Source organism: Leptolyngbya subtilissima AS-A7, from assembly GCF_039962255.1.
Taxonomy (GTDB): domain Bacteria; phylum Cyanobacteriota; class Cyanobacteriia; order Phormidesmidales; family Phormidesmidaceae; genus Nodosilinea.
This window is the reverse complement of sequence record NZ_JAMPKY010000006.1, coordinates 272,646-291,147: the sequence shown is the minus strand read 5'-3', so window position 1 is coordinate 291,147 and position 18,502 is coordinate 272,646. Positions and strand designations below refer to the sequence as shown.

Annotated in this window: 18 protein-coding genes and 1 tRNA gene; 12 read left to right on the top strand and 7 right to left on the bottom strand. The window is 57.2% G+C overall.

Going from position 1 to position 18,502, the window contains the following annotated elements; translation table 11 throughout:
- Positions 1-39: 39 nt before the first annotated feature.
- Both NC979_RS15075 and NC979_RS15070 read right to left on the bottom strand, forming a co-directional pair.
- Positions 40-759: a DsbA family protein gene (locus tag NC979_RS15075; RefSeq protein ID WP_242023861.1), complete on the bottom strand. Its 720-nt coding sequence runs from the start codon at positions 757-759 to the stop codon at positions 40-42.
- Between the two features lie 82 nt (positions 760-841).
- A complete protein-coding gene (locus NC979_RS15070) occupies positions 842-1,501 on the bottom strand; it encodes an RNA polymerase sigma factor (protein ID WP_190515408.1) in 660 nt (219 codons plus the stop codon).
- 364 nt (positions 1,502-1,865) lie between these two features.
- Here NC979_RS15070 and NC979_RS15065 point away from each other — a divergent pair, with 364 nt between their 5' ends.
- From NC979_RS15065 to ald, 4 genes are all read left to right on the top strand, one after another.
- Positions 1,866-2,399, top strand: coding sequence for a peptidoglycan-binding domain-containing protein (locus NC979_RS15065; protein ID WP_199308663.1), 534 nt, complete (start codon positions 1,866-1,868; stop codon positions 2,397-2,399).
- A 254-nt stretch (positions 2,400-2,653) separates the two neighbouring features.
- The gene (locus NC979_RS15060; RefSeq protein WP_190515406.1) at positions 2,654-3,892 is read left to right on the top strand and encodes an adenylate/guanylate cyclase domain-containing protein; all 1,239 of its coding nucleotides are present in this window, start codon (positions 2,654-2,656) and stop codon (positions 3,890-3,892) included.
- Positions 3,893-4,084: 192 nt separating this feature from the next.
- Entirely contained in the window at positions 4,085-5,323 is a 1,239-nt protein-coding gene (locus NC979_RS15055) for an ATP-binding response regulator (protein WP_190515404.1), read from the top strand.
- Positions 5,324-5,409: 86 nt separating this feature from the next.
- Positions 5,410-6,525: an alanine dehydrogenase gene (gene ald, locus NC979_RS15050; RefSeq protein WP_190515402.1), complete on the top strand. Its 1,116-nt coding sequence runs from the start codon at positions 5,410-5,412 to the stop codon at positions 6,523-6,525.
- Between the two features lie 8 nt (positions 6,526-6,533).
- Here the strand turns inward: ald and NC979_RS15045 are convergent, their stop codons facing one another.
- Positions 6,534-7,115 carry a thioredoxin family protein gene (locus NC979_RS15045; RefSeq protein ID WP_190515399.1) on the bottom strand — a complete coding sequence of 194 codons (582 nt, stop codon included), beginning with the start codon at positions 7,113-7,115 and terminating at the stop codon, positions 6,534-6,536.
- A gap of 112 nt (positions 7,116-7,227) precedes the next feature.
- Here NC979_RS15045 and NC979_RS15040 point away from each other — a divergent pair, with 112 nt between their 5' ends.
- From NC979_RS15040 to NC979_RS15030, 3 genes are all read left to right on the top strand, one after another.
- On the top strand, positions 7,228-7,632 hold the full coding sequence (locus NC979_RS15040) for an NIL domain-containing protein (protein ID WP_073607218.1): 405 nt from the start codon (positions 7,228-7,230) through the stop codon (positions 7,630-7,632).
- 23 nt (positions 7,633-7,655) lie between these two features.
- Positions 7,656-8,126 carry a hypothetical protein gene (locus NC979_RS15035; protein ID WP_190515396.1) on the top strand — a complete coding sequence of 157 codons (471 nt, stop codon included), beginning with the start codon at positions 7,656-7,658 and terminating at the stop codon, positions 8,124-8,126.
- A 221-nt stretch (positions 8,127-8,347) separates the two neighbouring features.
- On the top strand, positions 8,348-10,552 hold the full coding sequence (locus NC979_RS15030; RefSeq protein ID WP_190515394.1) for a phosphoketolase family protein: 2,205 nt from the start codon (positions 8,348-8,350) through the stop codon (positions 10,550-10,552).
- A 219-nt stretch (positions 10,553-10,771) separates the two neighbouring features.
- Here the strand turns inward: NC979_RS15030 and NC979_RS15025 are convergent, their stop codons facing one another.
- Positions 10,772-11,527, bottom strand: a complete 756-nt coding sequence (locus tag NC979_RS15025) for a Tic22 family protein (RefSeq protein WP_190515391.1) — start codon at positions 11,525-11,527, stop codon at positions 10,772-10,774.
- Positions 11,528-11,673: 146 nt separating this feature from the next.
- A tRNA-Pro gene (locus NC979_RS15020) sits at positions 11,674-11,747 on the bottom strand.
- Positions 11,748-11,841: 94 nt separating this feature from the next.
- On the opposite strand from NC979_RS15020, the gene NC979_RS15015 reads away from it, so the two are divergent.
- The gene (locus NC979_RS15015; RefSeq protein ID WP_190515389.1) at positions 11,842-12,255 is read left to right on the top strand and encodes a DUF4332 domain-containing protein; all 414 of its coding nucleotides are present in this window, start codon (positions 11,842-11,844) and stop codon (positions 12,253-12,255) included.
- Positions 12,256-12,366: 111 nt separating this feature from the next.
- Here NC979_RS15015 and NC979_RS15010 read toward each other — a convergent pair whose 3' ends face one another.
- A complete protein-coding gene (locus NC979_RS15010; RefSeq protein ID WP_190515386.1) occupies positions 12,367-12,888 on the bottom strand; it encodes a GNAT family N-acetyltransferase in 522 nt (173 codons plus the stop codon).
- A gap of 407 nt (positions 12,889-13,295) precedes the next feature.
- Here NC979_RS15010 and NC979_RS15005 point away from each other — a divergent pair, with 407 nt between their 5' ends.
- The 3 genes from NC979_RS15005 (at position 13,296) to NC979_RS14995 (ending at position 16,399) form a co-directional block, all read left to right on the top strand.
- Positions 13,296-14,012 (top strand): ACT domain-containing protein, encoded by a 717-nt coding sequence (locus NC979_RS15005; protein WP_190515384.1) that lies wholly within the window; start codon positions 13,296-13,298, stop codon positions 14,010-14,012.
- 40 nt (positions 14,013-14,052) lie between these two features.
- Entirely contained in the window at positions 14,053-14,997 is a 945-nt protein-coding gene (locus NC979_RS15000) for an alpha/beta fold hydrolase (RefSeq protein ID WP_190515382.1), read from the top strand.
- A 667-nt stretch (positions 14,998-15,664) separates the two neighbouring features.
- Positions 15,665-16,399, top strand: coding sequence for a Crp/Fnr family transcriptional regulator (locus tag NC979_RS14995; RefSeq protein WP_190515380.1), 735 nt, complete (start codon positions 15,665-15,667; stop codon positions 16,397-16,399).
- A 26-nt stretch (positions 16,400-16,425) separates the two neighbouring features.
- On the opposite strand, the gene NC979_RS14990 is transcribed toward NC979_RS14995, so the two are convergent.
- Positions 16,426-17,448: a LysR family transcriptional regulator gene (locus tag NC979_RS14990; protein ID WP_190515377.1), complete on the bottom strand. Its 1,023-nt coding sequence runs from the start codon at positions 17,446-17,448 to the stop codon at positions 16,426-16,428.
- Between the two features lie 212 nt (positions 17,449-17,660).
- Here NC979_RS14990 and NC979_RS14985 point away from each other — a divergent pair, with 212 nt between their 5' ends.
- The gene (locus NC979_RS14985) at positions 17,661-18,449 is read left to right on the top strand and encodes a hypothetical protein (RefSeq protein ID WP_190515375.1); all 789 of its coding nucleotides are present in this window, start codon (positions 17,661-17,663) and stop codon (positions 18,447-18,449) included.
- Positions 18,450-18,502 lie beyond the last annotated feature (53 nt).

Below are 18,502 nucleotides of genomic sequence, written 5' to 3'. Positions count from 1 at the left end.
TATATCCCACCCACCTGTCACCTTTGCCTGAGACGCCTCCTAAAGTTGGCTCTGGCTTTTAATGGCCGCATTAATTTGGTTAAAGATCTCCTCAAACAGCTCAGGGGGCGCGCCCCCAGGAATTAGCAGGTCATTCATGATGAAGGAGGGAGTGCCCTGGAGCTGAAGCTGCTGAGCTAGGTCCAGATCTTGCTGAATGGCGGTTTCGGCCTCGGCACTGGCGCGATCGCGGTTGAACTGCTCCAGATCGAGCTGCATGGCCTCGGCCAGCTCAACATAGAGGTCTTCGCCCAGTCGACCTTGGTTGACAAACAGACCGTCGTGGTAAAGCCAAAACTGCCCCTGCTGCCCCGCTGCCCAGGCCGCCTTCGCCGACGGCATTGCCTCAGGGTGAATCTGGGTGAGGGGAAAATGCTTATAGACGTAGAGAATATCGGCTTCGTGATTGCCCACAAACTCATTCATATTGCCCGCCGCCACAGCACAGTAGGGGCACTCAAAGTCAGAGAACTTGAACAGCACAATCGGCGCGTTGGGATTGCCCTTAGTGGGCGAGGAGCCGATTAAACTGGCGCGATCGGTCGAGGTGATCACCTCAGTGACGACTTCCTGGTGAGCCTCGGGGTTAGGGGGCGGGCTGGCCTGGTTGCGTCGGGGTAAGAAAATCAACATTGGAATCGCTACTCCCACCAGCAGAGCGACAACAATGCCCCACAGCAGCAGTTTGGATTCGCGCAGCCGCGCCAAGACCTTATCCATGGGCTTCCTTTTCGGTGCTAGGGCTATCCCCATCATGCCGTTCTAGAGGTAGCCTAGCCAGCTTTTTCTCAGCAAACGTTGCTCATCGATAGGACATCGGCCCAGTCGGTGGAGCGCCTTGATCGATGCGTCGCCAGACGATGTTTTGCAGGCGGCGCTTCGCCCGAGAAGCCCGCTGGCGCAGCGCGACTTCACTGGCCAGCGGCTGTCCCTCAGCGACAAGCCACTGGCAAATTTGATCCCAAGACCAGCCGCGCACGGTGCGTAGATAGAGCAGACAGGTTGCGGTAGGGTCTTCTTGGTAGAGCAGGTGCAAGGCTTGATAGAGCAGGTCTAGCTCTTCGAGCAGCATCTGCTGCTGCATCAGGTTGAGGCGATAGTCAGGCAAGATCGCCTCCATCACCTGGGGGTCAGTGGCGCTGGTGCGATGCTGGCGCTTGCGTTCGTAGACTACGTGAACGGCCGTAGCCTTGAGCCAAGCATAGGGGTTGCGGATCACTTCTCCGGTCTGGAGCTTCTTTTTGCCCCGCAGATAGGCCTCGTGGAGAATCTCGTGGGCTTCGAACTGGGCGTCTAGATGGTACTGCTTGAGGGTTCTTTGAATGACACTGAGCAGGGTGTGAGCATGGGTGTTGTCTTTGCTGAGAATTTCACTCAGCGCTTGATCGAACACATCTTGGGCTGGAGCATCGGCGGGTGGGCGGAACTCATTAAAACCACTGGTGTCGTCAGGTTGGCTCATATTCCCTAGGGCCTTAGGTGCAGCATCACTCACTTTCTAAGTGATGTAGATGGCTCCACTGTGACATTTCAAATTGCGGAAACTAGCGCTCAAAAACTTCTAAAGAATTCTGGCAAAAAAGTTTGGCTTGGCCTGTCACAAACGTCGGCCTGAGGTCACTAATACACTAGTGCGGCAATCTCCAAACCCTGTCGGCTTCGGCTTCAACCGGGTTAGTTTGGAGCTTTGCCTGGGTTTTGACTGCTTGGCAGCTGGCTGATGTAAGCCTGTGATGCCGCTGCGATCGCAGCGGCATCACAGCAGCGGGCAGCTCGCCAATCTCGGTTGTCTATTTTGCTTTCCCTCCGGAGGCACGCGAGGAGTCATGAACACGGAACACGCGACGGCACCCCTAGGCGATCCTTCTATGGCAGGGGCTTCCGGCTCCACCGTAGTCGATCTACTCACTGCCCGAGACCATGCCCCAATTGACGCGCTCGGGCGGGGGCTAGAGCAGCACCGCCAGACGCTGGCTGACTACTGCACCCTGGCCCTTCAGCCCCGGCTGTCTGCCGCTGACGAGGCTCGCTTGAGCGCTATCTTAGACCAGGCCGTCGATGATCCTGTGCTTAGCTTTTGGCTCGACGAGGCCGATGGCTGGGTGGGCGAACAGCTCAACCTCATGCCCGCCGACGTGCTGCGACAGCAGCAGCACCGGCTCCAGCGCATTTTGGGGCAAAACTGGGTCGATACGTTGTGGAATGATTTACAGCACAGGACCAAAGCCCTTCAGGCCTACCTCAAGCGGGTGGGGGTCTACAGCGGTGCGATCGATGGCATCATGGGGCCTACCACCCAGCGCGCCATAGAATCCTTCAAGACGGCATACCCCGACGGGCTTCCCCTGGGATACCTATAGGACCGAGGTGCTGGGGGCGATCGCAGGCCATGCCGAAGCGGGCATGGTTGGGTAGCTTGAGGTTGTTCTGAAGCCAGAGCAACCTTTCTAGGGTTAACCTTCGCTTACAAGCCCAGAACCATGGAAAGGGCCGTGCTTTAATGAACTAAGCCGTTAGGTTGCGGCGCGATGGCCCTAGGGGGCCGGTCCTTGACCATCGCCGTCCGCCTCATCAGGGACATCGCTTCTGTGTTCCCCCTCAACCATCAGCGGAGATGACCTTTCAAACCCCTTCGGGCGCAACTGCTCTCTCCCGTCGCCTCAGCATCCAGGCCGTCCTCGACCAGGTAGTATCCCGAGAGGCCCACCGCAACGAACTCCAGCTGTCCTACGTGCGCATGGGCGTGCTGCTGATCTCCCTGCTGCTCGACGCGGCCGTATTTTTGTTTCCCCAGCTGCTGGGCAAAGACTACGTACCGCCCACGGTGCTGATCATTAGTCTCTGCGCCAACCTGTTTGCCCTGGGGCTGGTGGTCATTTTGCGCCAGGGCTTGTCGATGGAGGCCCTGCGCCGCTGGCAGGTGATCATTCCCATCTTCGACAATCTGCTGCTGTGGGCTTTCATTACCAACATTTGGCGGGTGCTAGGGGCTACCCAACCGCTGATTTTAACCAACGTGGTGGCCTTTTGCAGCCTGGTGGCGGTGTCGGGAGGGCTGCGTCTGAGTCGTCGCGCTGCGCTGCTCACCTCCTTGCTGGCTCTGGTTAACTTTGGCTACGCGGCGGTGCTGTTTAAGCTCAACCTGGCCCTTGCCCTGTTTGCGGGCATTACGGTATTCGGCACTGGCTATTTGGGCATGCGCATGGCGGTCATTGTGCGCCGCCACGTCAAAAACGAGTCGGGCCGCCTGCTGATGGCGCAGTTTTTGCCCAAAACCATTGTCGAAGCCGCCTTTGAGGCGCCCTTGGAGCTGCTTCAACAGTCTCAAAAGCGCGACGTTACGGTGGTGGTGACCGATCTGCGCGAGTTTACCCATTTTGCTGAAGCCCTAGAACCCCAGACGGCTCTTGATTTTCTCAATCGCTATCAGGGGTTGTTGGCCACTATTGTGGAGCACCACGGGGGCTGGGTAGATAAGTTTATGGGCGACGGCATGCTGGCGGTTTTTGGTGCTCCCGACCCGCTGGAGAACCACGCCCGCAGCGCCCTCACTGCCGCCTCCGCCATGGTGCGGGAGGTAACGCAAATTTCGCCCTTAGCCATGGGTGTTGGAGTGCACTCTGGCCCAGTAGTCGCAGGCTGCTTGGGCACCAGCGGTCGCCTTGAGTTTACGGTAATTGGCGATACGGTCAACGTGGCCGCCCGACTCGAAGCTTTAACGAAAACTTTGGGGCATGGGGTGTTGGTGAGCGCTGCCACTCGACAGCGGGCTGGCGCCTGGCCTTTGCAGTCTGTGGGGGTGCACCCCATTCGTGGTCGGGCCCAAGAGCTGGAGCTGTTTACCCTCGCTTAGGAGCCTTGCTCAGACAGCGGCCCCAACAGAAAAGCGTATACCCTCAGATAGAGGTTGCTGGCATAATACTGTGGCAACTTGAAGAGCAGAGTATTAGGTATTGTTACTGTCCTGGTGACGCTTTGCAGAACGCCGCAGCAACCTCCGCAGCAACCTTATAATAAGTGCCCCGCCAACAGTGTTGAACCCGTAATGCCTCCGGATTTCCCCGATGATTCCTTCGCTATCCTGGCTGTAGACGATTCTCCAGACAACTTGTTCCTGATCGAGTCGATTCTGGATGATCCTGACTACCGCATGACCTGTGTGGAGAGCGGTCAGGCGGCTTTGGATGTGGTACGGCAGGTGCCTCCCCCCGACCTGATTTTGCTCGACGTCATGATGCCTGGCCTAGATGGCTATGCGGTGACCCAAAAGATTCGTGACGATACGTCTCTACCCTACATTCCCATTCTGCTGATCACGGCCCACGATCAGTCAAGCCTGGTGCAGGGACTTGATGCTGGGGCAGATGATTTCATCCGTAAGCCAGTGGATGTCAATGAGCTGCGGGCTAGGGTGCGATCGCTGCTTCGCCTCAAGCGCAGCATGGATGCCCAAGCCAACATGATTCGCCAGCGGGATGACTTTGTGGCCCGTCTTACCCACGACCTACGCACGCCTTTGGTGGCCGCCAACCGCATGCTTAAGCTGTGCCAGGGCGACGCCTTTGGCCCCATGCCCGACGACGGTAAAGAGGCGATCGCTACCATTATCGACAGCAACCGCCACCTGCTCAGTATGGTCAACACGCTGCTGGAGGTGTATCGCCATGAGGCTGGGCACAAGGCGCTGACCCTCTCGCCCGTCAATCTCTTCACCCTGGCTGAAACCGTAGTGACTGAGCTGGCCCCTATCGCCGCCGAGAAATCGCTCACGGCTATGCTGTGTCGGGCTGACCGGGTAGATGCCCCTCACGCCGTCTCCGCAGCTGCCGTCAATGGTGCTGCTACTGCAGATGGGTTTACTCGCGGGAACGGCCTGTTGAACGACGATGCTTTTATCGTCGAAGGCGACCACCTAGAGCTGCGCCGGGTAATCACCAACCTGATCGGCAATGCTATTAAATTTACTGACGCTGGCCAAGTCAGCGTTACGGTAGGCAGTGAGCCGTACCTGCCGCCTGAGGTTGAGGCGACTGGCTACCCTCGCGATCGCCCCTGGGTTTGGCTGTCTGTGACCGATACCGGCATCGGCATTCCCGCTGCCGAGCAGTCCGCGGTCTTTGAATGGTTTCGCCAGGGCAACCATGCTCGGGCAGGCCATGGTTTGGGCCTGCACCTATCCCAGCGGATTGCGAAGCTCCACAACGGGATCATTTCCCTCAAGTCTGAGGCTGGCCAGGGCAGTTGCTTTACGCTTTATTTGCCCCAGCTCGGGAGCGCAGGGTAAGGGGAGCCATCGGCCTACTAGGGGATGGCCTCACCTGGTGGTTTAGCTAGGATGGAAGTACCCTTCCACCTATTGACAGCGACACTATGCGCATCGGGCTACCCAAGGAAATCAAAGACCAGGAATTTCGCGTGGGGTTGACCCCGGCGGCGGTGCAAAGCCTTGCTCAGCAGGGGCACTCGGTGGTAGTACAAACCGGGGCCGGGACCGGGTCGGGCTTTGAGGATAGCGACTATCACGCGGCCGGGGCCACGCTGGTAACCGATGCGGCCACCGCCTGGAGCCAGGACATGGTGGTGAAGGTCAAAGAGCCCCAGCCCTCGGAGTACGGCTTTTTTCGCCGTGACCTGATTTTGTTTACCTACCTGCATCTGGCCGCCGAGCGATCGCTCACCGCAGCGTTGATGGCCAGCGGCATTGAGGCGATCGCCTACGAAACCGTCACCGCCGCTGACGGTAGGCTGCCCCTGCTCACCCCCATGAGCGTGATTGCCGGACGGCTCTCGGTACAGTTTGGGGCTCGCTATCTAGAGCGTCAGCAGGGTGGGCGAGGGGTGCTGCTGGGCGGTATGCCCGGTGTGGCCCCTGGCACCGTGGTGATTTTGGGCGGCGGTGTAGTCGGTACCGAGGCCGCCAAAATGGCTGTGGGGCTGGGGGCTAGGGTGCAGATTATCGATCTCAACGTCGATCGCCTGGCCTATCTCGAAACTCTGTTTGGTTCCCGTGTTGAGCTGCTCTACAGCGGCCCCGCCCAAATTGCCGCCTCCGTGCCCCAGGCCGATCTACTGATTGGCGCGGTGCTGGTGCCCGGTCGTAAAGCTCCCACCCTAGTCTCGAAGGCGCTGGTGTCCACCATGCGCCCCGGCTCAGTCATTATTGATGTCGCTGTAGACCAGGGCGGCTGCATCGAAACCCTGCGCCCCACCTCCCATAGTCAGCCCACCTACGTCGAGCAGGGGGTAGTGCACTTTGGCGTACCCAACATGCCCGGTGCCGTGCCCTGGACAGCCACCCAGGCGTTAAACAACGCTACTCTGCCCTATGTGCTCAAACTGGCGCACCACGGCCTGGATACGCTGGCCACCGACAGCGGTTTGGCCGCGGGGCTGAATGTGTCCGCAGGGCAGCTCGTCCATCCTGCTGTGCGGGAGGTGTTTCCTGATTTGGCAGGGCAGACCGGTGGAACGTTGGTCGGGGTGTAGGACGTGAGTTAATTCACCACTGCGCTGCTATGGGCACGAGGGTCGTCATTGACGGCGCTCTGCCGCGACAGAAAGTCACCCTCCACCTCTGAAGCTCGGCCAAAGGTTTGCCGGTGAGGCAGGGGAGCCTGGGCGATCAGCGCATCTAGGTTATCGCTGAGAATCTGCCGAGGCTGTTCGCCAACGGCGGTGGCAATGGGATGGGCATCAGCTCCCAGATAGACAAAGTGGGGAATGCCCTCAACGCGGTAGGCCAGCATTTCGGGCAGCCACTTGTTATTGTCGATGTTGAGCATGACAAAATTGACGCGATCGCCGTACCCGTCCCGCAGCTCGGCCATATCGCCCGCCATCGCCTGGCAGCTGGTGCACCAGTTGGCATAAAACTCTAGCAGCGTGGGCTTGCCGTTGGTTTGGGCCACCTCGTAAGGCACGGCGCTGTTAGCCAGCTCGCTCAGTGAGGGCGTGGTCGACTGGGTGCGAATCCCTAAAACCATGGCGATCGCCAGCCCAATGGCCGCGATCGCGACCACCAGATTGCGGGCGCGGCTCGAAGGAAGTTCTGTAGAGCTAGGGGCATTGTCTGGCATAGGGCGACGGCAATCTCAGCATTCGATCAAGGTGGGACACACTGGCTCTCCGGTTAGGATAGAAGCAGTCCGCTAGTATTTAGTGTAAAAGAATCGGGGTGTAGAGGCGGCCATGAAAAAACGGGTCAAGCTAATTTTCCCCAAGCGGTCGGTGCACATGCCGATTACCTACCGACTGGCCAAAGACTTCAATATTGCTGCCAACATTATTCGCGCCCAGGTGGCCCCCAACCAGGTGGGCACCCTGGTGGTTGAGCTGTCGGGCGACATCGACCAGCTCAACGACGCCATCGACTGGTTAGAGGTGCAGGGCATTGAGGTGTCGAGCGCCAGCGGTGAAATTGTCGTGGACGAAGACCTCTGCGTCCACTGCGGTCTGTGTACCGGAGTTTGCCCCACCCGCGCCCTTACCCTCGACCCAGAGACCTACCGGTTAACCTTTGCGCGCTCGCGCTGCATTGTCTGCGAGCAGTGCGTGCCCACCTGCCCCGTGCAGGCCATTTCTACCAATCTTTAGCCGTTCCCTGCGAGGCGATCGCCATGAGACCCAGCCGCTCCCTGTCTAACGTGCTCCAGAGCCACTGGCTTTCATGGACGCTTTTGATCATGGCCTACGCTACCTACGGTGGTTTTTTGCACCACGGCGAGACATCTCCTGGAGGTTGGGCCGTGAGCGCTCTGCTGGCGATTTGGGGGGCTTGGGCGATTACCCTGGGCTGGCCCAAAATGCGGCATCTCCTGCTGCTAGGCTTTCAGTCTGATCTGGGCTATTTCATCATGGCGCTCACCACTGCCTCGCTGGCCGTGGCTGCGGTCAGCCAGTTTCAGCGGTTTGCCTACTTTGTCATGCTCATTGCCGTGTCGCTGCTGGCCCGCGTCGACAATTTAATCGCTGGATACAAAGACATGGTGGCCTTTGTTTGGCTGTCAGTCCTGGCGCTCCTGGGGCTAGCCCTGAGCTGGCTACCCGTCCTGCTGCAATCGGCCACAATCCATGGTGCGCACCTCTAAGCTCTCAACCATATCAATGTGTCGGCTTACCCCAATCTCAGCCCTCCAGAATCGTAATAGTGTCCACCGCCTCGGTGCCCCATCGCTGTGTAGGATGGTTAACAGCTCCTTGCCAACTGTATACAACTGCGCCTGCTAGCTAGATGACTTTCAATCAAACCAGGCACGCAAGCAAGGCTGGGGAGCCATCGTTCTTTTGACGCTAGTTAAGGGGTTAGGGTATGACAGTGGCCACCACACAATCGATTCCGGCTTTTTGCGAAGGCATTCAGCACTTTGGGGAGCTGCCTCCCGAGTTTGCGGCCTACGGCCAGTCTGCGGCGATCGCCCCGGAACAAACCGCCGTGTCTTCTCCCAGCGATCCGGTGGCCGTCTACCAGACTCTGCTGGCTGCCGATGCGCTGCGCTACCTCACCCTGCAAGTCACCGCCAGCAAAGAGTCGGGCCACCCCGGCGGATTTGCCAGCATTGCTGAGGCGATCGCATCTCTGGTCATGCTGGGCCACAAAAACATCATTACCGAGGTCGGCCACCACGCTCCTGGCTTCTACAGCAATGTGTTTTTAGATCGATCCTTAGAAGACATGGGAATTGAGACCGTGCAGCAGCTGTGCGATCGCTTCCGCGAAACCCACGGTCTGCTCGGCCACCTGTCCGGCCAAATTCCCGGCCTGCTCAACCCCGCTGGCCCGCTAGGCCAAGGCCAGCACTTTGCCATGGTCGGGGCCAAGCTGCACCCCGGCGTACTTTTCCCCGTCACCATCGGCGACGGCGGGCTGGGCGAACCCTACATCATGAGCAGTTTTGGCCACTTCAACACCGCCTACCCCACTGTCACCAACTTCCTGCCCATCTTGGTGTGGAATGGCTATAGCCAAGAGCACCACAGCATGGTCTCTACCAAGTCCAATCGGGCCATGGTCGACTACTGGCGCGGCAACGGCTTCCAGGAAGTAGTGCTGGTCGATGCCAAAGATTTCGACGACGCTAACCAGCCTGGCGATTACGTAGACAGCACCGCCTTCTCCTTCCCTCAGCGGTTTGCCTTTACCCAAGCCGTGCTCGAAGCTACCGACAAAGCGGCCAAGCTCGCCCTGGGCGGCACCCTGACCGTGCTAATCGTCAAGCAGCTCAAGGGAGCAGGTGTTCACAAGCGCGGTGCTCAGTCCCACAACCTCTACCCCGGCGACTCCCTCCAGCGCGATTACATTGTCAGCGCTCTCACCACCCGCGCCCTGCATCCCGACGCTTGGGCACTGGTGCGCACTAACTATGAGCGCTCCACGGGCGGCCCTGGTGCTAAAACAGCGGTCACAGAATCGGTGCTGCCCCTGGCCGATTTAGGCACGCTGCCCCTCAACGAATTTTCTGTGGGCGGGGATAAGCAGGTAGCCACCACCGCTATGGGAGCTCTGGTGGGCTACGTGGGCCAGCAAGATGCCCAGTTTGTAGTCACTAACGCCGATGGCAACGCTGCCTCTGGCATCAACAACATCAACCAGGCGCTCAAAATCATTCACCCCACCACTGACGCCACCTACTTCCAGCAGCCCCAGGGTCAGGTGTACGAACCCCTCAGCGAAGACGCCTGCGCCGGACTCGCTGCTGCCCAGGCCCTGTTTGGCGCTCGCACCCTCTGGTGCTCCTACGAATCCTTTGCCATCAACGGCCTGCCGATCTGGCAGACCGTTACCCAAGCGATGGCAGAGCTGCGCCGCCCTACCCCGTCTACGATCGCCCTGTTTACCGCTGGGGCCCTAGAACAGGGTCGCAACGGCTGGACCCATCAGCGCCCCGAGGTTGAGAACTACTTCGCGGGTATGCTGCGCAACGGCAACGTATACGCCCTCTTTCCCACCGACGCCAACAGCATTCAGGTGTGCTACGACTGGGCCCTGGCTACCCGCAACAAAGGCATCACGATCACGGCCAGCAAGTCGCCGCTGCCCGTTCGCACCACCTTTGAGCAGACTCGCCGCGCTCTGGCCGAGGGAGCGGTAACCTTGGCCAGCATCGCTGGCGATAAAACCGTTGTGTTTGCCGTGATCGGCGATATGACCCTGATACCTGTCTTTGAGGCCGCCGAACAGTTAGCCGTTAAGGGCATCGGCAGCCGCATTGTGTCAGTGGTCAACCCCCGCCAGCTCTATCGCCCTACCGATGTGGCTTGGGATATGTGCTCTGAACCCGACAGCAATTTCTTAGACGACGCTGGGTTCGAGCGGCTCTTTGGTGGCGATGTGCTGATTGGGGTGACGGGGGGCTCGAGCGCTATGCTCGAACCCATCATGCTGCGCAGTATCGCCCCCCGCGACACCTTCTGCTGGAGACGGGGCGAAACCACAGCCAGCGCCGGCCAGATTATGGCGCTTAACGGGCTCACTGCCGACGATTTTGTCGCCAGGGCCACGGCGCTGCTGGGCTAAGGTTCGCCACTGTCTCTGTGGCCACAGCAACCTAAAGACAAAAATAGCCGATGGCTGAGGAAAGTCGAAGCCATCGGCTATCTGAGAAAATCTGACCTCGGTGTCCTCAGGCCAGCATCCTAACTCTGGGTTAGCAGATAGATACTGCTGCACAAAGTAGAACCGGCGTAGCTCTGCTAATGCCTGCTCTTGACGGGTACATCCAAGACAGTTAGAGGCTTACTCAGCAGCAGGCGCAGCGGCAGGCGCTGCCTCTTCTTGAGCCCGAATGTAGTTGAGCACTTCCGTAGAGGGAAAGAGCCGCACCTGTTGAAGTTGAGCATCGAGTTCAGGGTCACTGTTGCTGGTCATGGTAGCGAGCAACCACTCGAGCGAAAGCACTTGTACTACGATATCGTCGGCGGCTGCGGCGTCAGATTCACTGTAGCGATCGAGCAGCGTTTGCAGATCGTTGCGCGAGAAGAACATCGGCAGCGATGCCTGACCATCCTGAGTGATGGTCAGGTAAGGACCGTCTGCACCCTGACGGGCTATGAACAATGGCACCCCTTGAAAATTGGACTGAAGCGCGATCGCTGTATCTAACTCGTCGCCAATGGGAAGATACAGCAGCGGCACCTTCTCTTCGTCGCCAAGGACTGTCTCCTGGTACAAAGTACCGAGATCCACCAGAGCTACCTCAGCGCTGGGATCTTCTTCTTGGGCGCGGGTCAAAAATTCTTCAGCAGCCTCGCCATCAATAAAGACTACGGGCACCTTAACCTCTTGGTCGTCGACCTCGGCCGCAGCGGTGAGGGGCTGACCGTCAGAGTTCAAAATTACAAAGACCGGCACCTGCTCAAGTTTGTCGACAATAGCCTCTTCACCCAAAGCGGAGGCGGGTAAAGGCATCGCCAGACTACCTCCCAGCAAGCTGCCGCTCACCAGGGTCATCAGGGGAAGAGGCCGTAGAAGGGGGGAAAAGAGGTGTTTCATAGGGGTGTTTCTGCGTAGCGTAACAGCAAAGAAGCGGACGGATAATCGTCAATATCCTGACTATAAATACTACAAACCAACAGTATGTTCTACGGCTCCCTGTGACAGTCTTACTATCTGCCTAAGGCAAGCCACTATACTCAAAATCGGGATGACAGGATTTGAACCTGCGACATCCTGCTCCCAAAGCAGGCGCGCTACCAAGCTGCGCTACATCCCGTAGACCAACATGCCCACCAGTATAGCCTGCTTTTCTGCTGGTACAGCTGGTTCATGCTTAGATGAACGCCATCCTTTATCGATATAGGTCTTCTATGGCTAGCCCAGCCTATCCCCTTGAGCAACTGCCTGGTTTGAGCGCCACCCATGCCCAAGGGATGGCGCAGCTAGGCTTAACCAGCACCGACCAACTCCGTCGCTATGGCGCCACAGTAGACCATCGCCAAACCTTGGCTAAGAAGATGCAGGTGCCCCTACGCTACGTCACTAAATGGGTTATTTTGGCAGAACTGGCTCGGGTGCCAGCTGTGGGTTGCGAGTTTAACGGGCTGCTGCTGCACGCTGGCATTATCTCGGTGGCGCAGCTGTCTGAGGCCACGGCCCAAGGGCTTTACACCCGATTGCGTCGGCTGCATGTGGCTACTCTGCAGCGCAACGACCTGTGCCCCACCCCTGACCAGGTCAGCCTCTGGATTCAACAGGCCAAGGCCCTGGCGCGTTCAGCCTAAGCCCGGAAGACGGACGGTACTTTCGGTATTGGTTAAAACTTTTGATGTGGTCTGGGCGTTACCCACCGGCCGGTCAGCGCTGTGCTGATAACCCTGCGCCCTATGCTGCGCCTAATCTGGGTACCAAAACATGCCCTTAATGCCTTCTGGATCGGGCATAAAACCTAGGCCCTTATAAAACTCAACCACTTGTGGGTCAGCAAATAACGTTACGTTACTGATGTCTTCGCTGCGCAATTTTTTGATCAACTGGCGCATGAGCTCTTTGCCTAAACCACGCCCCTGAAAGTCAGGATGCACAACTACATCCCAGATCGTGGCGTTAAAGGCGTGGTCGGAGGTAGCGCGAGAAAATCCGACTAGGCGGCGGCGGGCGCCGCGCTGCTCCCACATGGTGACAACTAGATAGCTGTGCTGAATGGCTTTTTTAACTTTGCGAATAGGACGGCGGGCCCAACCCACGGCGTTACATAACTCTTCGAGTTCGTAGAGGTCGAGGTCGCGATCGGTGCTAAACACAATGGTTGACCCTTCACCCTGCTCAGGCAGAGCTTCTAAGACGCTACCTGCCGACTTGGTTTCTCCGGACGCAGCGCCATCAGATCCGACAAAAAGACTTTTCCAAAAACCCATGCAGGCCCTGTCTGATAATGAAGTGGCACAACGTTCAGCAGTATAAGTTAAGCACCTCAATAGCGCGGCACATTGGCTACGGCTAAAGGTTAGACTTAAAAGCCTGACGACCGTTTCTCATAGTATATCCCCATAAAATCCCTATGCTTCTGGCAACACTGGAGATTTATGTGGGCTGCTGAAGAGGCTCTGTCTTGAGGAGCGTGCGGGCGATCGCAGCCTGAGCCTTCGAGGCCCACTGTGGCTCCTTTGGGTATCTGACGCCTCTAACCCAGTACTTAGGAGGTTCCCCCGACGACAACGGTGGCCAAAAGCGTTAGGACGGGGGAATAGATTCTTGCTTTTGCTAGGGTTTCCTGATGCGGCAAATGCTAACGTTACCTCCATGGAGTTCCATCCTTCCCACCATGGCCGCTGGCTTAAACCCCTCAACGGTTGAGCTGTTGAAGCGCTTCAACCGAGCTTTCCCCCAGTTTTATGAGCAGTTTGTCAGCAGTGAGATTCAGCTGCAAAACTTGCGCTTAGCCTACCAGCTCTACAAGCAGCGCAAGGCTGTGCTTGACATTAAACCCGAGGGCAACAAAAGCGCGCTGCACTTTGTCTATCGCAACCAGTCGTTTTTGCTAAGCGATATTTTTGGTGTGCTGGCGGCCTATGGGCTAACCATTCACAATCTCAGTCTCTATGGGCAAATCTATCCGCCCATGCTGGTGTTCATTAAGTTAGTGGTGTCTCGGGGAGGCAAGGCCCTGACCCCTAAGACTACTGACAATGTGTGCCGCGCTATTCAAGAAACTCTGGCAGGACATTTTGAAGTAGAAGAAATGCTGACGGTGGAGTTTAACCTCAACGCCGGGCTCGAACGGGTAGAAACGGAGTTTTACGTGGATCCGGTTTTTCATCTGCCAGCGCTACTAATTGAAGCCGACAACCAGCCGGGACTCTTTTATAAAGTGATGTACGCCATTTGGCAGGAGGATCTGCTGGTGGTCAACGCCAACCTACTGGTGTGGCGAGGGCGTACTCGACTCATTCTTTACTTACTTGGGCCCAATGAGAACCTGATTCCAGACTATTTGGGGCAGAAAATCGCTGAGGGCATGCGCTACCGCTTAATGAGCTAGGGTACGATGGTGGTAGCCCAGCCTTTGAGGCCATGACCCTATGGCCACTACCACAGTCTTTGGTGTACCCCACTACTACCAGCTCACCAACGAGGGTGACGCCCCGCCTCTAGTTTTTATTCACGGCTGGTTGCTCAGCCATCGGTATTGGCAGCCGCTGATTGACGGGCTGAGTACCGATCACCCTTGCCTGGCCTACGACCTGCGAGGATTTGGCGAATCTCGCCGCGGCCTTGAGCACCACAGTCCAGGCATTCCTGACGCTGCCCAACGCTGGGGAGCTTCGCCATCGCCCTACGGTTTGGGGGCCTATGCCCGTGATTTAGCGGCGCTGCTAGAGCAGCTCAACCTGGGTCCGGTGTGGCTAGTGGGCCATTCTCTTGGGGGCAGCGTGGCGCTGTGGATGGCCCACTGCTACCCACAGCTGGTGCAGGGAGTGGTTTGCCTGAATGCGGGCGGTGGCCTTTATCTAGACCGAGAGTTTCAACAGTTTCGCCAGGCGGGGCAGTACATCGTGAGCTGGCGACGGCCTTGGTTGGGTCGATTGCCGCTGCTGCCGCTGTTGCTCACTCGCATGATGGTGCACCAGCCGTTGAACTACCGCTGGGGTCGCGATCGCTGCCTCGATCTGCTTCAGGCAGACCCCGCCGCGGCCCTGGGCACCCTGCTAGAATCAACCACCGAAGCCGAAGTGCATCTGCTGCCCCGGCTGGTGGCTACGCTCAAGCAGCCGGTATACTTTATCGCGGGTCGCCAAGACCAGGTGATGAATCTGCGCTACGTGCACCATTTAGCAGGCTATCTCCAAGGTGTCCACCCAGGAGAACTTCCGGTGATTGAGATTGAAAACTGCGGCCATTTGGCTATGCTAGAACAGCCTCAGATGGTCGCCCAAGCACTGCGAAGTATTCTCAAAACCCACTGTTTCAGTCCCAAAAGAGCTGAGCACAATGGGGAAAAAGATTTTCAATTTTGTCAGGGCTAGCACATGAAGCGATTTGCCAGCATCCATAGACAATTTTGGTTACATACAAAACAAAAGAGATGCCGACGACTGGCCGTGTTTCGTCTCGGCATCTCTTCTGGTTCGCTCCTCACACATTTATACTATATGCTGACTTTGGGGAAATGTCACCCCCTAAAACCCAGTCAAACGAACAGTTTTTCTTATAGAAATTTAGGCGTAAAGCTACTCGGTAGGCGATCGCCTTATCACGCAACTTATTAGACGGCTACAGGGCTTTAGAGGGATAGCAAACTGAGCTCAACTGGCTAAGCTGTCTAATAGAAAGATTAAGGGAAAGGATCCACAGAATGTTGCCGATTAGCTAAAGGCGCTACGGGAAATTACGGGATCTCTGTATTAGTATTGGATGGTTTACGTAACCTTCACGATGACAAATTTACAAGAATCTGAAACAAGTCAGGTTTGCTGCTGCCGCAGGACTGTCTGAACTGGAGGAAGTGCTTAAATTTGAGACTCCATGCCCTTTGTGACGAGGTCAGTCGATAGTGGCTGACAACCCGCCTGTCCCCAACGGAGTGGTAGTCTAACCCGGTGAGTGCTGCTGACATTACTCACTCGTCCTGAGCGATCGCACCTACCCTTTGCCCCATGGTCACGGTCTGTACCGTTTAGCCCAGCTATTGCTATGCAATCATCCCCTCGCTCCGACAATGCCCGACCGTTCTTGACCTGGCAGCGCATTACCGACTGGGCCCATGCCCACTATAGGGCCAGAACCTTTAATAAAGACGAGCGCATCCCTGCCCGCTCTGGGTTGCTGTACCTGGTTGAGCGGGGCTCTGTGCGCCTAGTGGGCAGCGCCCAGGGTACTGAGCTAGCTTCGGAGTTGGCTGGCCCAGAGTTAGATGAATCCAGCGATGACGTCGCCGCCGACGGGTTAGCGGTTGGGCTGAGTGAAGAGGCATTTTTAGGATTTGTCGGGGCCGGTCAGCCCTTTGAAATTGTGGCTCAGTCGCCCTTCTTGCTGCAGAGCTTTGCCCACGTCGATCAGACCACCGTGATCTGGTTGTACTGGAGCGATCTCGACAATTGGCCCCACTTTCGGCGCGAGGTGCTCGATGCCTTTCGGTACCAGCACCAGCGCAAACTGCTGTGGCTGAGCACCCTAGGCCAGCGGCGCACTATTGATCGCCTGCTCGGCTTTCTCACCCTGCTGATCGAAGAATTTGGCGAGCCCTATGAGGCTGGCTACTACCTGCCCTGGTCCCTGACCCATGCCCAGATTGGCAGCGCCATTGGTTCCACGCGGGTGACGGTGACCCGTCTGATGGGCAAACTGCGCCAGCGCAAGCTGATTCACATTCACAAAGATGGTTTGATTGCGATTCCGGGCGACCCAGCAGCAGTCCGGGAGGCGTAGGCAGGTTGGCCTTGTACAGAAAATTTTTAAGGGCTGAGGTTAAGGGGCTCTGGCGGTGGAGCGGTAGGCTTAGTGCCGTTCTTGTCAGCCCCGTTTTTCTCCGCACCTATGGGCTTGAAGTTCAAAGGTAGATTGGTGAACTGAGGCAAAATCTCAGCGGTAAAAGCGGCGGCGGCCTTAGATCGATAACGGTTCGGGTTAAAGATGACTGACAGGGTGCGGTTGACAACCACTGAATCGATCTTAGCCCGATGCAGTACCCCCATCTGCAACTCTTTCTCGATCGCTGAGTTAGACACAAAAGCCACTCCCAACCCTGACTGCACAGCGGTTTTAATCGCCTCAATGGAGTTGAGCTCCATCTCAATTTTGAGCCGGCGAGTTTCGATGCCGCAGCGGGTCAGGACTTGGTCGATCACCTTGCGAATGGTCGACTGCGAATCAAGGGCGATGAAGTGCAGCTTGTAGAGGTCTTCCCGCTGAATTACCGCTTGACTGGCCAGCGGATGATACATCGGCATGATCAGTGCGAGTTCATCCTCGGCGTAGGGCACTCTTTCTAAAGAGTCCTGTAGTTCGGGAGGCAGTTCGCCACCGATGATTGCTAGGTCAACCTGGCCATTGGCCACACTCCAAGCGGTACGGCGGGTGGAGTGCACATGCAGCTGCACCGCCACATCGGCATATTTTTGGCGAAACAGGCCAATCATCCGGGGTAACAAGTAAGTGCCAGTGGTTTGGCTGGCGCCGATAATCAAGGTGCCCCCCTGCAAGTTTTGCAGATCCTCAATGGCGCGGCAGGTCTCTTGACACAAGCTAAGAATGCGATCGCCGTAGCTCAGCAGCAAATGCCCTGCCTCGGTGAGCTGTGCCCGTCGCCCACCCCGGTCAAACAGCGGCACATCTAGCTGGCGCTCTAGGTTTTGCACCTGAAGACTGACTGCTGGCTGAGACACGTATAGGCTGTCTGCCGCTCGTTTGAAGCTGCCCTCCGCTGCAATAGCTTTGAGAATACGCAGCTGATCGAGGGTAAAGGGAAGGTCAGACATGGGCATTAACCCTAACGTACGATAATCCTGGGCTGCCAACAAACCATGATAGTAATACAGGCTGCTCCCCGTGGTGCCACCGCACCACCCCTGGGTAAACTAATGACCCAAGCTCATGCCTTTTAGGCCGGTGCTGAATTAAGTCTGCCATCCCTAGATTACTTGGTTCGGGACACTCAACACCAAAATTTAGAGCGAGACCCTAAGGATTTATGAAACGTCAGGTGATCCAGAATGTCCTGAATTTGCCCGGCATCTCTGGGATGGCGCTCATTGACGGACGCAACCGCCCCTTCTTCTTTGGGCCAGACATTAGCCTCAACTCCCATCAGCAGGATGCCCTCGCCCAGGGTATTCAGCAGGTGGTCGAAACCACTCCCGCCCATTTCGACACCTTTACCTTTCGCTTTGCCAACCAGCTGGCCCATATCTACAAGCTCGATCAGGGCCTGATTTTGCTGGTGCTCATTACCGACCAAATGCCCCTGGCCGACTATCGCACGGCGATTGGTCAGCTCAAGGCCACTTTGGTAGAAGCTCCCCACAATGCAGTGTCTACCTTTCGCCTGCTGGCTGGCTGCGTCACCCTCGGCGGTGCTAGCACGATTTCTGGGGCTGCAGCCCCTCCGCTGGAGCCTACGGCCCCTAAACGGGGTACCCTAACTCCAAGCTGCCATGAGGTAATTGCTGCCCTCAACCACCTCAGTGATGGGGCTATCCAATACCTGGGAAAAACCATGGTGATCAACACTTGGAAGCAATCGCGCCCAGCTCACCCCTGGCTAGAGCAGTTTGAGATTCAAAAGGATGCCCACTTTACTGTTACCGCCGATGGTAAAGCGCCTTTGACAGCAGAACAACAGCAGTGGATAAAAGACTGGGTGACAGCCTTTTTGGGTCGCGGCGGCAGAACTATCCGCAATTTTCAAACTCTGGCTACTGGCCAGACCCTTACCCCTCAGGAGAAGGGTCTTTTGCTAGAGCTCTCGTCCAGTAGCTAGCTAAGCGGGGCTTGAGCAGGTCCCCATGGCTGCCGCTATGCTCTTAGCTGATA

Excerpts from the sequence above, each read along its gene's own strand:
- NC979_RS15065 (WP_199308663.1), top strand. The coding sequence starts at position 1,866 with ATGAACACGGAACACGCGACGGCACCCCTAGGCGATCCTTCTATGGCA.
- NC979_RS15000 (WP_190515382.1), top strand. The coding sequence starts at position 14,053 with ATGGCCACTACCACAGTCTTTGGTGTACCCCACTACTACCAGCTCACC.
- NC979_RS15045 (WP_190515399.1), bottom strand. The coding sequence starts at position 7,115 with ATGCCAGACAATGCCCCTAGCTCTACAGAACTTCCTTCGAGCCGCGCC.
- NC979_RS15040 (WP_073607218.1), top strand. The coding sequence starts at position 7,228 with ATGAAAAAACGGGTCAAGCTAATTTTCCCCAAGCGGTCGGTGCACATG.
- NC979_RS15035 (WP_190515396.1), top strand. The coding sequence starts at position 7,656 with ATGAGACCCAGCCGCTCCCTGTCTAACGTGCTCCAGAGCCACTGGCTT.
- NC979_RS15070 (WP_190515408.1), bottom strand. The coding sequence starts at position 1,501 with ATGAGCCAACCTGACGACACCAGTGGTTTTAATGAGTTCCGCCCACCC.
- NC979_RS14995 (WP_190515380.1), top strand. The coding sequence starts at position 15,665 with ATGCAATCATCCCCTCGCTCCGACAATGCCCGACCGTTCTTGACCTGG.
- ald (WP_190515402.1), top strand. The coding sequence starts at position 5,410 with ATGCGCATCGGGCTACCCAAGGAAATCAAAGACCAGGAATTTCGCGTG.
- NC979_RS14990 (WP_190515377.1), bottom strand. The coding sequence starts at position 17,448 with ATGTCTGACCTTCCCTTTACCCTCGATCAGCTGCGTATTCTCAAAGCT.
- NC979_RS15010 (WP_190515386.1), bottom strand. The coding sequence starts at position 12,888 with ATGGGTTTTTGGAAAAGTCTTTTTGTCGGATCTGATGGCGCTGCGTCC.
- NC979_RS15015 (WP_190515389.1), top strand. The coding sequence starts at position 11,842 with ATGGCTAGCCCAGCCTATCCCCTTGAGCAACTGCCTGGTTTGAGCGCC.
- NC979_RS15055 (WP_190515404.1), top strand. The coding sequence starts at position 4,085 with ATGCCTCCGGATTTCCCCGATGATTCCTTCGCTATCCTGGCTGTAGAC.
- NC979_RS15005 (WP_190515384.1), top strand. The coding sequence starts at position 13,296 with ATGGCCGCTGGCTTAAACCCCTCAACGGTTGAGCTGTTGAAGCGCTTC.
- NC979_RS15075 (WP_242023861.1), bottom strand. The coding sequence starts at position 759 with ATGGATAAGGTCTTGGCGCGGCTGCGCGAATCCAAACTGCTGCTGTGG.
- NC979_RS14985 (WP_190515375.1), top strand. The coding sequence starts at position 17,661 with ATGAAACGTCAGGTGATCCAGAATGTCCTGAATTTGCCCGGCATCTCT.
- NC979_RS15060 (WP_190515406.1), top strand. The coding sequence starts at position 2,654 with ATGACCTTTCAAACCCCTTCGGGCGCAACTGCTCTCTCCCGTCGCCTC.
- NC979_RS15030 (WP_190515394.1), top strand. The coding sequence starts at position 8,348 with ATGACAGTGGCCACCACACAATCGATTCCGGCTTTTTGCGAAGGCATT.
- NC979_RS15025 (WP_190515391.1), bottom strand. The coding sequence starts at position 11,527 with ATGAAACACCTCTTTTCCCCCCTTCTACGGCCTCTTCCCCTGATGACC.